This window comes from Ureibacillus aquaedulcis (genome assembly GCF_030418165.1).
Taxonomy (GTDB): Bacteria; Bacillota; Bacilli; order Bacillales_A; family Planococcaceae; genus Ureibacillus; species Ureibacillus aquaedulcis.
The window spans coordinates 172,399-187,050 of record NZ_JAUHTQ010000006.1 but is presented as its reverse complement, the minus strand read 5'-3'; the positions used below and the strand labels follow the sequence as shown (position 1 = coordinate 187,050).

15 protein-coding genes and 1 riboswitch are annotated in these 14,652 nt (G+C 39.3%); of the genes, 4 read left to right on the top strand and 11 right to left on the bottom strand.

Going from position 1 to position 14,652, the window contains the following annotated elements; translation table 11 throughout:
* Nucleotides 1–14: 14 nt before the first annotated feature.
* The 4 genes from QYB95_RS10355 to QYB95_RS10340 form a co-directional block, all read right to left on the bottom strand.
* Complete coding sequence (locus QYB95_RS10355) at nt 15–1,103, bottom strand: sensor histidine kinase (protein WP_301138262.1); 1,089 nt, start codon at nt 1,101–1,103, stop codon at nt 15–17.
* A complete protein-coding gene (gene liaF, locus QYB95_RS10350) occupies nt 1,100–1,780 on the bottom strand; it encodes a cell wall-active antibiotics response protein LiaF (RefSeq protein WP_301138261.1) in 681 nt (226 codons plus the stop codon). Before liaF ends, QYB95_RS10355 begins: the two co-directional genes overlap by 4 nt.
* A gap of 166 nt (nt 1,781–1,946) precedes the next feature.
* The gene (locus QYB95_RS10345; RefSeq protein WP_301138260.1) at nt 1,947–2,603 is read right to left on the bottom strand and encodes a PspA/IM30 family protein; all 657 of its coding nucleotides are present in this window, start codon (nt 2,601–2,603) and stop codon (nt 1,947–1,949) included.
* 20 nt (nt 2,604–2,623) lie between these two features.
* Nucleotides 2,624–2,980 (bottom strand): lmo0954 family membrane protein, encoded by a 357-nt coding sequence (locus tag QYB95_RS10340; RefSeq protein WP_301138259.1) that lies wholly within the window; start codon nt 2,978–2,980, stop codon nt 2,624–2,626.
* A gap of 230 nt (nt 2,981–3,210) precedes the next feature.
* Here QYB95_RS10340 and sirA point away from each other — a divergent pair, with 230 nt between their 5' ends.
* The 3 genes from sirA to QYB95_RS10325 all read left to right on the top strand — a co-directional run bounded on the left by sirA (nt 3,211) and on the right by QYB95_RS10325 (nt 4,699).
* Nucleotides 3,211–3,639 carry a sporulation inhibitor of replication protein SirA gene (sirA, locus tag QYB95_RS10335; protein WP_301138258.1) on the top strand — a complete coding sequence of 143 codons (429 nt, stop codon included), beginning with the start codon at nt 3,211–3,213 and terminating at the stop codon, nt 3,637–3,639.
* Nucleotides 3,640–3,848: 209 nt separating this feature from the next.
* Nucleotides 3,849–4,070, top strand: a complete 222-nt coding sequence (locus QYB95_RS10330; RefSeq protein ID WP_301138257.1) for a YneF family protein — start codon at nt 3,849–3,851, stop codon at nt 4,068–4,070.
* Nucleotides 4,071–4,252: 182 nt separating this feature from the next.
* The gene (locus tag QYB95_RS10325; protein ID WP_301138256.1) at nt 4,253–4,699 is read left to right on the top strand and encodes a DUF3139 domain-containing protein; all 447 of its coding nucleotides are present in this window, start codon (nt 4,253–4,255) and stop codon (nt 4,697–4,699) included.
* Between the two features lie 41 nt (nt 4,700–4,740).
* Here the strand turns inward: QYB95_RS10325 and QYB95_RS10320 are convergent, their stop codons facing one another.
* From QYB95_RS10320 to QYB95_RS10305, 4 genes are all read right to left on the bottom strand, one after another.
* On the bottom strand, nt 4,741–5,787 hold the full coding sequence (locus tag QYB95_RS10320) for an alpha/beta hydrolase (RefSeq protein ID WP_301138255.1): 1,047 nt from the start codon (nt 5,785–5,787) through the stop codon (nt 4,741–4,743).
* A 440-nt stretch (nt 5,788–6,227) separates the two neighbouring features.
* Nucleotides 6,228–6,995 (bottom strand): 3-hydroxybutyrate dehydrogenase, encoded by a 768-nt coding sequence (locus QYB95_RS10315; RefSeq protein WP_301138254.1) that lies wholly within the window; start codon nt 6,993–6,995, stop codon nt 6,228–6,230.
* 56 nt (nt 6,996–7,051) lie between these two features.
* Nucleotides 7,052–8,389, bottom strand: coding sequence for a GntP family permease (locus QYB95_RS10310; protein WP_301138253.1), 1,338 nt, complete (start codon nt 8,387–8,389; stop codon nt 7,052–7,054).
* Nucleotides 8,390–8,724: 335 nt separating this feature from the next.
* Nucleotides 8,725–10,065, bottom strand: a complete 1,341-nt coding sequence (locus QYB95_RS10305) for a sigma-54 interaction domain-containing protein (RefSeq protein WP_301138252.1) — start codon at nt 10,063–10,065, stop codon at nt 8,725–8,727.
* A 243-nt stretch (nt 10,066–10,308) separates the two neighbouring features.
* Between QYB95_RS10305 and QYB95_RS10300 the strand changes: the two genes are divergently transcribed.
* The gene (locus tag QYB95_RS10300; protein ID WP_301138251.1) at nt 10,309–10,572 is read left to right on the top strand and encodes a YqkE family protein; all 264 of its coding nucleotides are present in this window, start codon (nt 10,309–10,311) and stop codon (nt 10,570–10,572) included.
* A gap of 565 nt (nt 10,573–11,137) precedes the next feature.
* On the opposite strand, the gene QYB95_RS10295 is transcribed toward QYB95_RS10300, so the two are convergent.
* The 3 genes from QYB95_RS10295 to QYB95_RS10285 form a co-directional block, all read right to left on the bottom strand.
* The gene (locus tag QYB95_RS10295; protein WP_301138250.1) at nt 11,138–12,478 is read right to left on the bottom strand and encodes an amino acid permease; all 1,341 of its coding nucleotides are present in this window, start codon (nt 12,476–12,478) and stop codon (nt 11,138–11,140) included.
* Between the two features lie 411 nt (nt 12,479–12,889).
* A riboswitch (glycine riboswitch) is annotated at nt 12,890–12,966 on the bottom strand.
* A 227-nt stretch (nt 12,967–13,193) separates the two neighbouring features.
* Nucleotides 13,194–13,712 (bottom strand): VanZ family protein, encoded by a 519-nt coding sequence (locus tag QYB95_RS10290; RefSeq protein WP_301138249.1) that lies wholly within the window; start codon nt 13,710–13,712, stop codon nt 13,194–13,196.
* A complete protein-coding gene (locus tag QYB95_RS10285; RefSeq protein WP_301138248.1) occupies nt 13,709–14,608 on the bottom strand; it encodes an aldo/keto reductase in 900 nt (299 codons plus the stop codon). The genes QYB95_RS10290 and QYB95_RS10285 overlap by 4 nt, the downstream gene beginning before the upstream one ends.
* Nucleotides 14,609–14,652: the final 44 nt, after the last annotated feature.

Genomic DNA, 14,652 nt, shown 5'->3' with positions numbered 1-14,652 from the left:
AAAACTATACTATTTTACTCGGCTGATTTCTCTTCTTTCGACAGGTCGATCACCGGCGTACTATTTGATTCTGCCACTGCTACGTCAACCTTGTTCCCCAGAGGCACCTTTACTTCTACAATCGTCCCTTCGCCGGGAACGGAAACGATTTTATACGAACACCCGATTTCAACGGCTCGTTCGGCAATGTTTCGTAAACCGTAGGAGGTGGATTTATCGTCTTCAATATTAAAGCCTTTGCCGTTATCCTGGATCCGTAAAATCCCCACATGGTCTCGGGCAACCAACAGCAATTCCACTTCTGATGCCTTTGCATGACGTAACGTGTTGGAAAGTGCTTCTTGAGCAATACGGAATAAATGATCCTCCTCGGCTTTCGACAATGCAATTTCTTCTATCCGGTAATCGATATCGAAGTAAACTTTTTGCTGCAGTTCCTGAATTAAATCCGTCAACCCTTGTGCTAATGTACTGTCTTTCAAGGCAATTGGCCGTAGATGAAGCAGCAATGCACGCATTTCCAATTGGGCTTGCTGAACAATTTTTTCAACCTGCTGCAGAGTAGGTTTCGATGTGCCGAGTGCATCCTCCTGCTCAGTAACTGCAGATAATAGCATCGACGCAGCAAAAAGTTGCTGGGATACGGAATCGTGCAATTCACGAGCCAAGCGTTGCCGTTCGGCGATAATCCGTTCTTGGATGATTTTGTCGTTCGCTTCTGCTTTTTCGTTTGTCATTCGCTGCAAACTTGTTCGCTGGGTCTCGATCAAATCGTTTGCCTGTGTCAGCGCTTTTTTCAAGGTAAATGAAACATTTTTCTTTTTCTTCATCGAAAAACCAGGTTCCACTAATTCCTTAACGTAGCGTGTCGCAGAACTTTCTCTCGATCTCACGACTGCACTCATCCAGATACTAATGAAGAAGCTAATTAATCCAATCGTCATCAATATAAATGCAACCACCGGCAGTTCATCTGATTCATATTCCAGTAAAAAGCCCCAATCTTCATCTGTTGGTGATCCCAGGAAGATATATAAATAGCCAAAAACCGTGCTGCTTAATAAGAAGAATAGCGTCATCAAGCGAAATAGAAATGAAATCATTTACGGATCACCTCCACGTCCCCAAGCCAAGTTGCAACATGGATTACTATATTGCGTTTTGCATCCTGTGCCTCTTCATCTTCAAAAATCAGTTTTTCATTGATTAATCGCTTGGAATGATTGCCCAGAATTTTTGCTTCTCCAAGAAGCGTTGAATACTGAAGGCGGAAGGGAATCTCATAAGGCAACACAATCGTCACTTTTCCGATGAATTGGCGGATGGTAATGACCGAAGTACCTGCTGGCAAAATGGTCTCCGTTAAATCAAGAGAGATGTCGCCGACAAACTTCTGCATCAGGATGTCTTCCCATTTGTAATTCACGACTGGGGAAGAGATGTTGCCGATTAGGCGGTTCTTCATGATTTTGGCATCAAGCTCTTGAGTGTTGATTGCCACAATTTTTTGTTCTTTCGTAACATGTTTATATAGTATGTAAATTAATACTCCAACAATTAGCAGGCGTAGGCTCCATATAGATAAGATAGCAAGGAAGATAAGGAAACAACCACTCCAAAAAAGATACTTTTTATTTTTGGAAAAGCTGAAATATAGCAGAATTGCCCCAAGGATTATTAAAAAGGTGCTGCCATTATTAAAAAGTGTGAGCTCTGCGAACACAATCAAAATAACAGCAATTGCGACAAAGGTTAATTGGTTCGTACTAAATCTGTTCAAAGTGGTTCCTCCTTTTTTCTCTTGTTGTGCTCAGGCTCTCTACTTATAACAAAAAACCTTAGGAGAAGACCTGGTTGTCTTCTCCTAACAAATGTCATTATAGCATGTTTTATCTATTTAACAGATGAATTTCTTGTGTGAACGACCGCCATAATTTTTTAAGAAGTTATTTCGCTTCTTCCTTTTCCTCTTTTTTCAGTTCGATACCAAGAGGTACTTGGTTTGTCTTTTCCAGATTAGCAAGACGGGCTTCCAGTTGTGTTCTGTCATAGTCCTGCTCGATTTTTTCTGCCAAAGTTTCGATGTAAGATGAAAGATCATCAAATTCTGATTCATCCTTCGACTTCAACACCCCATCCATCTTGTAATGGGCGCGTGTTACATTTTCTTTGCCCATCAACTGCAGCTGACGAACTTTCATATCTTTGATTTTATGTTTCATGCTCTCGAATTTTTGTTCAAGCTCCACGAATTCTTTATTTGATTGTTCAAGTGAACTTAAGAGAGTAGACTGGCGTGTCTTGTATGTTTCAACTTCCTGGGTAGCAAATGCAACTAAGTCTGTTTCGTTTGACTGCTGTGCCAGCTCTAGTTGTTTCGTTCTTTTTTCCAGCATTGTTGTTGTTTCTTTTAACTCATTTTGAAGTTGTTCTTTTAACTGTGCTTGACGGTTTAGTAATTTACCTGTTTGCTCTGTTTGTTTTTCTGCTTCACGAATGTATTGATTTAACATCGCAATCGGATTTTTGCTTTCCTTTTTATCGAACAATTGGTGTAGATCAGCCTCTAAAGTGTATCGAAATCTTTTTAATAAACCTACCATTTAAAATCTCTCCTCGAATTTTATTTTGTTAGCTTTGCCCATTCATTTTCAAAGTTTGTAAATGGGTCGTCTTCTTTCATCAGATTTGATTTGCCGAAGGAAACTTCTTCATTGTTCCATTTTTTATATAGAACATAGATCAGAGCGATTGCGGCAAGACCAACCAGTGCTGGAATGTTGGAAATCGCTGTAAAGATTCCGATCAATCCAAGCAATACCCAAAATACCTTTCCAAACCCCGAGTTTGATTTCACGTAATAGTGCAATCCCAAATAGACAAGCAATGCAGAGAAGGCAAATCCTACTAACGGTCCCAACATACTTAGGGCAATGATTGCTGCGACAATGCCGGCAGCAAAGATCAAGAATTTTTTCATTTTTATTAGCTCCTTTCGTGTTACCTTTATGTTACACTTGCCGCGAATTTCTTAAAACGGCCTCGAATTGCATTTTTTAGTAGGTCCCGAGGCTGAGGGAGTCTAGGAAAAATGAATGAATTAGTTGATTCACTGTATTTTGACAAAAATAGTAACGTAGTTCGGACACCTTTTGACAAAATATTCGAAATCTTTCTTTTATAATATGGTTATAGAAAGGAGGACGAAAGATGAGAATCTATTCAATATTTCATATAAAAAAACAGTATCAGTCTTTTGTATTTGGCAGAGAAAGACAGCTTCTTGAAATGGTTGCGACAAAAGAGCCAGCTCTCGAGTCCTCTGTTAGCAAGCAGCTAAGCTATCTATGTGAACCAATTGAAGGAAGAATGGTACAAGGTGTACTCTATGAGCATTTGAAGAAAAGTTTTCCAACTATCCAATGGGTGAATGACTATATGAAATTTGAACACCAATTTAAAGGTGGTTTGAAAATAAAAGTGTGTACGTATCATTTAGAAGCAATTTGCGAGGGTTCCCGCATGCTGGATCTAGATTTGTTCCATAGTCTATCACAAATGAATGATTCCTTTATTGCATTTAATGCAGAGGATTCCGAATGTGGCTGGTTGAAGCCAATCAAGCATGCTTCCTATTAGAGAAAAGTAAACCTGCTTACGGGAAATCGCCTGCATTCCTAGAAAAAACTATTGAATAACTAGTAACAATGCCGTTATTAGTGTATAATCCTTCATGGAGAGTTTAACTTTGTCTAAGTTTTAAAGAGGTTACTTCTTTTAATGAGTAATACATAAAACTTATAAAAGTGGATTCGTGGTATCAAGGAACGTGGAGGAGGTAGGCACAAATGGATTTATGGCTTGCAATTGTACTTATCATCGTAGCATTAGCAGGGGGAGTAGCACTAGGCTTCTACTTTGCTCGTCAATATATGATGAAATACTTAAAAGAAAACCCACCGATCAATGAACAAATGATCCGTGTAATGATGGCTCAAATGGGACGAAAACCATCTGAAAAACAAGTGCGTCAAATGATGGCACAAATGAATAAATTACAAGATAAATAATTGTAATCCGACAACAGTTTACTCAAGTAAAACTGTTGTTTTGCTTTTTTTGTGGCTAATGACACAATTCAGTAGGAATCTGAATTGTGTTTTTTTTATTGACTTATAATACTTAAAGTGTAAAATTACACTAAAGGTAAAATTATTAAATTTTTAAACATTATGCTGACAAGGAGAGAGAGATGAAGAGAAAAGTTTTGGTGAGTGTATTGATTGTTTTTCTTTTAATTCTGTTTGGAGTACCCGCTAGTTTTCTTTATATACTGGAGAATGGGAATCCATATACTAGATATCTGGCAGATAAGCATATTCCTGAATACTTAGAAAATCAGGGATATACAAAGGAAGATTTGAAGGATGCGCATTATGTCGAGGTAAATTACCGTGTTAATAAGAAAATCTATAGTGGATTTTATGATGTTATTTTTAACGATGAAAAGGGTGTAATTTATTCCTACGGGATAACTAGGAAGGGGAAAGATGTCGTACAGCTTTGTGAAAAAATGGGAGTCCATACACCAACTGTAACAAAGGCTATCCATAGTGAAGAGGGTTGTGTGAAGTCATTAGAGAACAGAACAGAAAGAATTACTTTAAAATTCTCGGGGTTCTATAAATTATTCCAGTAATAAAAAAGCCGACTCAATTGGTATTTTGAGACGGCAATTTATCAGGAGATTTCCTTTTCATCAAGCGGCAATGTTTTTGGAGCTGTTTCCTGCACATCGAGTGGAATTTCATTTGTTGCGGATATATTTCCATGCAGCGGTGTAACAACCGTTTCGCTTGTCTTTTTATATACATATTTCTCGATAAACTCCGAGACGGTTTTTTCGTATTCTTCCGGGTTTTCGTTGAATGATTCGGCGTGCCCGCCTTTTTCAAATAACTTGATCATTTTTGGCCCTTCTTTTTCTTCATACAATTCCTCTGTCATGTATGGAAGAATGAAGTCATCGCCCATGCTATGAATAAATAGAACAGGGGAGGCGATATTTTTTACCGCTTCTTTAGGAGTGACGCTTTTAAATGTATAGCCATCGCGAATGCGAAGAAAAATATTGGCTAGATGGATCGGGATTTTTGTACGAAGGTACCTAGTTTTCTTCATTATTTGAGAAATCAGCTCCGAAAAGTTCGAAAAGCCGCAATCTGCGATATAGAAGTCTGCCCCATCTTCTATTAAACCGGCATACAAAATCATGCTTGCCGCACCCATTGATTCGCCTTGAATCCCGATCAGTGCGTTATCGCCAACGATGGATTTTACAGTTTGTACAACGGCGGCCACATCGAATTTTTCATAATAGCCGTAGCTCGTTGTTTTTCCACCCGAGTCACCATGCCGCCTGTGGTCAAAAACAAAGGTATTGAAACCGAGTCTTTCAAACATGCGGGCATATTTGACCATGCTGATTTTATTTTCTGTAACACCGTGGCAAATGATAATTGTATTTTGGGTTTTTAGAGGTTTTAGGAAAATCCCTTTTATCGGATAGCCATTGGGGGAATCAATACTTAGTTCTTCCTTTGGACATTGATTGAACCAGTTCTGATCAAAACGTTGTGCTTTTAATTCACGATCATAGACAAAATCAACATCCTTCTTTTTGATATACATAAGTTGATTCGTCACAGCATATCCAAAAATCGTAGCACCGGTAGACAGAATGGTTGTAACAATACTTGATACCCATATAAATTTATTTCGTTTCATAAAAACACCTCGATTCTTCTTCGGTTAGTATTTAACAAAGATGCGACACTATTCGCCAATATGTTAATTGTATCATTATCGTTTGAATTTTTATTGTTTGACGATTGAAGATAACAAAAATGGTGCATTTTGTGGAAAATACCTGCGAATCTTATGAAGGTTTTGGCATGAGGAGAGGAATGGAATATCTGTTATTTAACCAAGGTAATAGAAAATCTGCTTACTGTTATAGAATGGAAAGGTGCGTTTAGTATATTATATTTTCATTTTTTATAATGTGTTCATGGCAGATATTAATTTTTCCAAAAGGCGATGAATCGGCAGTTCAATGAAACCACTATCATGAAAATAATATGAAGGTTTTTCGGATTGTTGCCAGGCAAAAGAAAAGTGCCTCCATAAGCTATAGATGGAGGCACCATTCGAAATTTTGTTATATTTTACTGAATCGTATATCCGCCGTCCAATACAACTGCTTGGCCGGTCATGCCCTTTGATGCGTCGCTTGCGATAAAGAGGGCAAGGTCGGCAATCTCTGAAACATCAAGAAGCCTTTTTTGCGGCACGAGCGGGTAAATGACTTCCTCAAGTACTTTTTCCAATGGTACGTTGCGCGTCAATGCTAAATCTTGTAGCTGGTTGCGTACGAGCGGTGTGTCGACATACCCTGGACAGATTGCGTTGACTGTAATCCCGTCTGTTGCCGTTTCGAGTGCTGCCACCTTGGTTAGACCAATCACGCCATGTTTGGCAGAATTGTATGCAGCTTTGCCAGCGAAACCGATAATGCCATTAATCGATGCCATATTTATTATGCGGCCGAACTTTTGCTTACGCATGATAGGTAAAGTATGTTTGATCGCAATAAATGGCGCGGTCAGCATTATTTTAACAATCAGTTCAAAGCGTTCCGTCGGAAAGTCCTCCAGCATCGCAACATGCTGCATTCCTGCATTGTTGATGAGAATATCCAGACGTCCAAACTTTTCATTTGCTGCTTCAACTACGCTTTTTATTTCTTCTTCCTGTGTGACATCACATTTTAATCCGATCGCATTTTCTCCAAGTGCAAGTGCGGCTTCTATTACTTTTTCTTCATTAATATCGGTTAAGATTAATTTTGCGCCATTGGCATAAAAGACCTTAGCGAGCTCAAGGCCGATACCTTGTGCCGAACCGGTAATGAGCACCACTTTATTTTGAACCATTTTCGATAACCTCCTATATGAAGAGTCGCAAAATTTATAGTCGTCTCCCTCAAGATTTAAATCCCTAACCCTAAAGAGAATAGAATAATTGCAATTACAACGCCGATTACTGGTGTTACAACAGTTGTGGCTGCAACTGCCCAATAAGCATCTTTATGTTTTTCGCCACAGACTGACTGAATCGTCGTGACAACATACCCATTGTGTGGCAAAGAGTCGAGTGCACCGGAGGAAATCGCGACTACCCGGTGAAGCGCTTCTTGGTTAACTCCTGCCTCCACATAGCCAGGTGCCACTAATGGCAAGGCAATTAATTGACCGCCTGAAGCTGAACCAGTCATCCCGGCAATCACTGAAACGGCAACAGCTGCACCGATTAATGGTGAACCCGGAATGCTTGTCATTGCCTCAACAGCTACATTAAACGCTGGTACAGCTTTTGCAACACCACCAAAACCTACAACGGCAGCTGTATTTCCGATTGCGATAATTGCACCGATTGTCCCTTCAGAAACGGCTCCCCAAGCATTTTTGAAGAATTTCCAGCTGACGATAAATGTTGCAATAATACCACCTAGCAATGCTAAAATTAAGGCAGATTGCGCAAGCGAATCATGGAAGATATACGAGATAACTAATACTACTGCAAGTGGTATGAATGCCATGATCGGGTTTGGCAGTGCACGTTCTGTACCGAACAATGGATCTGAATCACGAGATACAAAACGCTCACCTTTATCCACTGCTTTTTTGATCAGGCGTTTTAACCACCAATATCCGAATACCGCCATGAAAACCGCTACGAGTGCACTAACTTCCCATCCCGCATAAGGTGTTGTATCTAAATAATCCATTGGAATCCAGTTTTGAATCTCCGGCGAACCAGCGGAAGTCATTGTAAAAGTCACCGAACCTAAGGCTAAAGTTGCCGGAATGAAGCGGCGCGGCAAATCTGCTTGCTTGAATAATGAAATCGCCATTGGGTAAACGGCAAATGCCACAACGAATAGTGAAACCCCTCCGTAAGTTAAAATCGCACAGGCAATTACAATCGCTAAGGTTGCATATTTCATCCCCAATTTATCGACCACGAATTTCGCTACCGAATCGGCAGCGCCGCTATCTTCCATGACTTTACCGAACACTGCACCGAGTAAGAACATCAAATACCATGACATGATGAACCCTGTAAAGCCCGTCATATAGTTTGAGACAAAGTTGGCAGCTCCTTCCTCAGCAAGCTGCGGAAATAACGGCATGCCTGATAGTACTGCCACAAATAGGGCAGATAACGGTCCAACAATAATAATGTTGATCCCTTTAAGCGTTAACCAAATAAGTAAAATAAGACCACCAATTAGACCAATCATACTCAATACAACATTTCCATCCATCCCCATGTACCCCCTTTAATTTTTAACTTCATGCATTCTTCGCAAAACAATCCTGGTCCCATCCTGCTTCATCTGCCTAAGAGAAGAACTGTTTCATAGACTGCTTCCTACTAAAATCAGAAACTGACAAGAAATTGATATGGAAGCGCTATAACGTGTATTAAAGCAGAATAATCCACTGTATGCAATGGGGTGTGTCTAAAATGTGACAACTCAAAAGGGAGAGGTTTTCCGGAAATTCGGAATTTTAAAGTGAAATAATTAAGTAGTAAAGAACTCAGAGGAATAAAAAAATCCGATATTCTGGATAAGTGTCCGGAATGTCGGAAATTAGGTCATAAGTTGTGTTTTTTTATTTTTTCATAAAGAGTTGAACGACTGATGCCAAGCTTTTTTGCGATCTTCATTTTGTCTTTTTCATTCTCTAAGTGTTCCTGTATAATCCGTGCTTCTATTTGAAGGAGCATCTCTTCCAATGTGCTGTCACTTTTTGCAAATGTTGTTTTTTGACGGCGAATATGGAGAGGGAGGACATCGAAGGTAATGTGATTGCCCTCAGCCAAATGTATGATTGCTTGCAACACATTCTGCAGTTCTCTAACATTGCCCGGCCAATCATATTGTTGCAGACTCCACCAAGCTTTGCGGTCAATTTTAACGCCGCGTCGCCCAGCCTCCACGCTATATTTACCCAAAAATGTCTGAATCAGTTCCGGTAGATCTTCTAAGCGATCGCGCAGAGGGGGAATCTGTAGTGTAATCGCTTGAATTTTGTAAAATAAATCTTCACGAAACTGTTTGGCTTTCACCATTTCCGAAAGAGAAACGTTCGAGCTTAAAATAAAACGTACATCGATAGAAATATCTTCATCTGTCCCTAGCGGCTGGACTTTTTGTTCTTGCAATGCTTTCAATAACTTTGCCTGTAAAGTAAGAGGCAATTCGTTAATTTCTTGTATGAAAAGCGTCCCGCCTTCTGCACGCTGTATACGACCTTTTTTAACCTCCTGATGGGCCTCCCATTTCCCGAAGAGCTCTTCTTCAAGCAACTCTTTGGGAATGGTGGAACAATTTATTTTGACAAAATAATTTTCTGCCCGCGTCGATAAGCCGTGGATGCTTTGTGCAAACATTTCTTTCCCGGTTCCAATTTCCCCCTCGATTAAAACGGGCAACTTGGTGGGGGCAATGGTTGCAATTGTCTCCTTGATTTTACGAATTGTTTGGGAAATGCCTTTTATGTCCGCCAAGTTATAAAAAGATTCACGATAGTGATTTATATTTGTCTCGATTTGATCCATTGTTTTGCGAACATGCGAACTAAGCTTTTTCCAATCATTCATGTCGCGGAAAATCACACTCCCGAATGCACCGATGATTTCACCATCCACTACAATCGGTACGCGATTTGCAAGCATATAAGTACCTTTGATATAGTGGGGTGCGGCAATCTGGGCAGTGCCGTGTTCCATTACAAGATGCATTTCGCTGTTTTCAATGACATCTGCAACATGCTGGCCAATGGCTTCTTCTCGGCTTACTTCAAGGAAATGGCAATATTCATCGTTTATATAAATAATCTTCGCTTCCCGATCGACAACGACAAACCATTGAAAGGCTGTTTCTAGAATTTGCGAAATAACATCTGCCGAGAGAAATTTCAACCACTTATCCATCTTTCGCACCTCTTCTCATAATTTCTCGTTTTTTCTATTTTACACATAAAAAAGCTTAGGATAGTAGAGTTAGAGGAAATTAAATTGTAGATATTTTCCTGAATATGGGAAATAGGGATTTCTTGATAGGAGTAAAAAGATAAAAGGAGAGGGAAATGGGATTTGTTTTTGATAATCGAGTTTTCCAATAAATCGTGTTAAACTTATAGGGTGGAAATTGAGAATTTAAGTAGGTGAATATACATGGGGAAAAAGAAAAAACAAGGCCAAAAGCAAGCGCCTTCTTCCCAATCGGCAAAAACGGAAGAAACGTTAACTTTACAAGACCAATTAAATGGCGATGTCCTGGCAAAACTAAAAGCAGCGAAGAAAAGCCTGGTTGACGAAGAACAAGCAAAAGAAGAAGAACGCCAAGCAAGATTGGCATTTGAACGCAAGCAGCGTGAAAAAAATATGAGCTTTGAAGAATTATTAGAAAAGTACGGCGACCAAGGCTCGAAATTCTAAAGCGGGGTAGTTCTAATGGGAGCGGGTTAACTACAGTGTAATAATTTGCACCCGTTTCTGGGGGTCTACTCTCGTTATGAATAGCATTCAAAGATTAAAACAAAAGCCTTCGGAATTAGTCACATTCTGAAGGCTTATTTTTATAGAGTCATAAGTGATTTTTTTGCAGAATAATATTAGTTGATTATAGTTTAGGTGTTTGAGTGTAACTGTCAACGAAGTCTTTTTCTATAAAGGAAAGCTTTTTTAGAGGGAAGCAAGAATTCACTGCCGCTAAATATATAAATCTCAGAGGAAGGGGCAGCGAGAAGCAAGCTCACTGCCCCAAGTTGCATAAATCTCGGAGAAACGGGCATCGAGAAGCAACCTCAGTGTCCCAAAATGGATAAGCTCAGACGAACGGGCACCGAGAAGAAGACTCGCGGCCCAAAAAAGGTATAAATCAGAAAGAACGGTAATCGAGAAACAGCCTCACTGCCCTAAATATATAAATCTCAGAGGAACAGGCATAGAAAAAACAGTAGAACAAACTAGAAATTTCGAGCTTGTCTACTGTCTATGAACATTATTTTACCCTTTTGATAACATACGTAAAGATCAAGATGATGAACCAGATCGGCGTTAGCAATAGAGCGGAACGCGTTTCTTCCGATACAAACATAATGACAAGGATTGCTGCAAACAGTGCCAACACTACATAGTTGATGAAAGGTGTCAAAGGTGCCTTGAAGGTTGATTTTTTGTGTAAATTTGGACGGTGTTTTTTATATCGAATATGGGAGATTAAAATAATGCTCCATACCCAAATGAAACAAATCGCACTAATCGTTGTCACGATACTGAATGCGGAATCTGGAATGGCATAACTTAGCAGCGCACCAATCGATACAACAATTGAAGACACAAAAAGAGCATTTGCCGGGACTGCATTTTTATTCAACTTTCCAAAGGATTTTGGACCTTGCTTGCTCTTGCTTAAGTTGAACATGATCCGGCTCGTCGAGAATAACCCGCTATTTCCTGCCGAAGCTGCTGATGTCAACACAACAAAGTTAATAATCCCTGCTGCGACCGGAATACCAACGAGTGCAAAAACTTGTACAAACGGACTGTTTTCTGCACTTAATGTTGTCCATGGATTAATACATAAAATGATAAATAGAGCACCAACGTAAAATAGTAAAATTCGAACTGGAATTTTATTGATGGCAGATGGGATATTCTTTCTTGGATTTGCAGTCTCTGCTGCGGAAACACCTACTAATTCCACTCCTACAAAGGAAAAGACGACCATTTGGAAGGAAAACAAAAATCCTGAAATCCCATTGGGAAAGAGTCCGCCGTGTTCCCATAAATTCCTTACAGACACAACACTAGTCTCTGTTTCAAAGCCAATCACCAATAGAACAATCCCAATCGCAATGAGCGCGATAATAGTGATAATTTTAATTAAGGCAAACCAGAACTCCAATTCGCCAAAAAGTTTGACCGTTAATAAATTTAAAGATAGCAAAATTACTAAACATGCGATCGCTGGGATCCATTGGGGTATGTCAAACCAATATCGAACATAAAGGCCGACAGCGATAATGTCCGCCATAGCGGTCATAATCCAGCAGAACCAGTAAGTCCAGCCTGTTACATAGCCAGCCCAAGGACCAACATAGTCTGATGCAAAATCCGTAAATGATTGATATCCCGAATTTGAGAGAAGTAATTCTCCTAGAGCCCTCATTACGAAAAAGACAGCAACCCCGATAATGATATAAACAAAGAGGATGGAAGGCCCAGCTTTTTCAATCGCTGCCCCAGATCCCAAAAATAGTCCCGTACCAATCGTTCCACCGATGGCAATAAGTTGGACATGCCGATTTTTTAAATCTCTCTTTAATTCTCGTTGTTCCATTTGTATGCCCCCTGATAGTTAGCGGCCTGCTTTTGTTTTAAGTAGCTGGAAGGGGAGTCGAGGCTATAAACTATTATAATGCGGATAATATTAGTTTATTCGTGCAAATATAGTAAAAAATCTCGACACTTAATAGCATTATTTTCAAGTTTAATAGACCTGGCACTTTCAGTTTTGTCCCAAAAAACCAAAATTTTGCCAATCTAGAAAATTATTTGTTAATTTCCAGCCTAAAATCATCAATTCCGAACTTAAAAAACAATTAACAAGTCCTGAAAACAAAAAATGAGATAGGATACATTCCCATCTCATGACATAAAAAAATAACAAAAAGGCAATAGCAAAAACGACTATTTCTATTGATGATCGTGCGTCAAGAAATAGAATAAGCTGTTTTTCCAACTTTAGTTTGTTACCTTTTCTGTCCTTTTGCCTGAGATTGTGAACCCTTCGGCGTCGCAGATTGCGATCTCTCCAGAAATTGCTCCTGCTATAGTCATCCCATAGCAATCACCGCTATATAATTATACTTAGAAAATTTTTCCTTTAAGGAAAATTTTCTGTTCAGCTTATATTCGACATTTTCGTCTCCTAAAGACTGATATGTGTCATTATATCAAAAAAGTGAAATGCGTCTAGTATTTTATTGAAAATAAGTTAAAAATGATTTAATACCATGCTACCCGAGCAAAAAAGAGAACATAACATCATAATGTTACATTCTCTGGTCGCTCGCACTATTCGGTCCCAGGGAAGAAGGACTTTTTATTTTTTGATAGAGGAGACCCCCTATCTTATAGACAAAGATGAAAGTGATTGCTCCAGCTGTATCAAGGAGTACATCCTCAAAGATTCCGGTTCTCCCAACTACAAATGTTTGGCGAAATTCATCCAGTGACGCCACGCAAAAAGTTGTAAGGATGGCAAAAATGACTGGAAGTTTTATTTTGAATTTGCGATAGATGATATAAAACAAAATGGCAATAAAACCATAGCCAACGAAGTGCAGTCCTTTTCGAACAAGGAATTCAATGAAATAATAATATCCCCTAGTTTCGACAGATATGGTTTCCCCCCAGTAGGTTACTTCAATTCTGCTAAGCAAATGATAGAAAGGTTTACTTTCGAGTGTTTCCTTTAAAGTAGGTACAATGGTTTGCTGTTGGTAGGTCATACTTGAAATACAAAACAATAAAATTAATACCGCAATAATTAAAAGAATATATTTTTTCATCGATGCTCGGAATAAATATCCTTCTTCAAGATTTGTTCAATTGGCGAAAAATCCTGGATGGATCGAGATTTTTCATATGCCTTCAGATTTTCTTGTAGTTGCTGTGGCGAACTAGCCCCAATAACAGTTGAAGCAATTACCGGATGACTGAGGTTATAGGCTAAAGTTAGGGCATGGATATCTTCATATACATCCTGCAAGTCTGTGAGTGCTTTTATTAGTTCCTCTTTTGAATAAGTTAAATAGCCGTTTGAATTTTCTGCCCGCTTTTGCCATTCATTCGTTAATAATCCTTTCGCAATCGAACCACGCGTAACAACGGAGGCATTCGTTTCCGCAATTTCCTCAAACCATTCCTCAGGACGGCGATCTAGAAGACTATATTGCATCATGTTTGAAATCGCATTGCTTTTTTGTAAAAAGGGCTTAAATACGTTCGGACGAATAGAGGAAATGCCGTATTCTCGAATTGTTCCTTCTTTTTTCAAACGTTCAAAGGTTTCAATGATGTCATCCCAAGGGTCGTCTATTGTCCCGCCGTGTAATTGATAGACATCGATATAGTCAGTCTTTAATCTCTTTAAACTCATCTTTAGTGCATTCTCAATGTGTGAAGGTGATGGGTCCCAATGCCAGCCATCTTCTCTCGGATTCCAGCGGTTTCCGACTTTCGTGGCGATCAAGATCTCTTGTCGATGAGGTTTTAGCAACTCTCCTACAATTTCTTCATTCAATCCTTTATCATAAAGGTCTGCTGTATCAAAATAGTTCAACCCTGAATCAAGGGCCGCCTCAACAATTGGTTTAGCGTCAGCCAATGAGGTAGGAAGCGACATGCAGCCCAGGCTGATTTCGGAAATTTCAATTTTGCTATTTCCTAGTTTTCTTTTTTTCATTTCACAACCCTCTTTCCTTCATGTGAATTCTTCACTAATGGTAC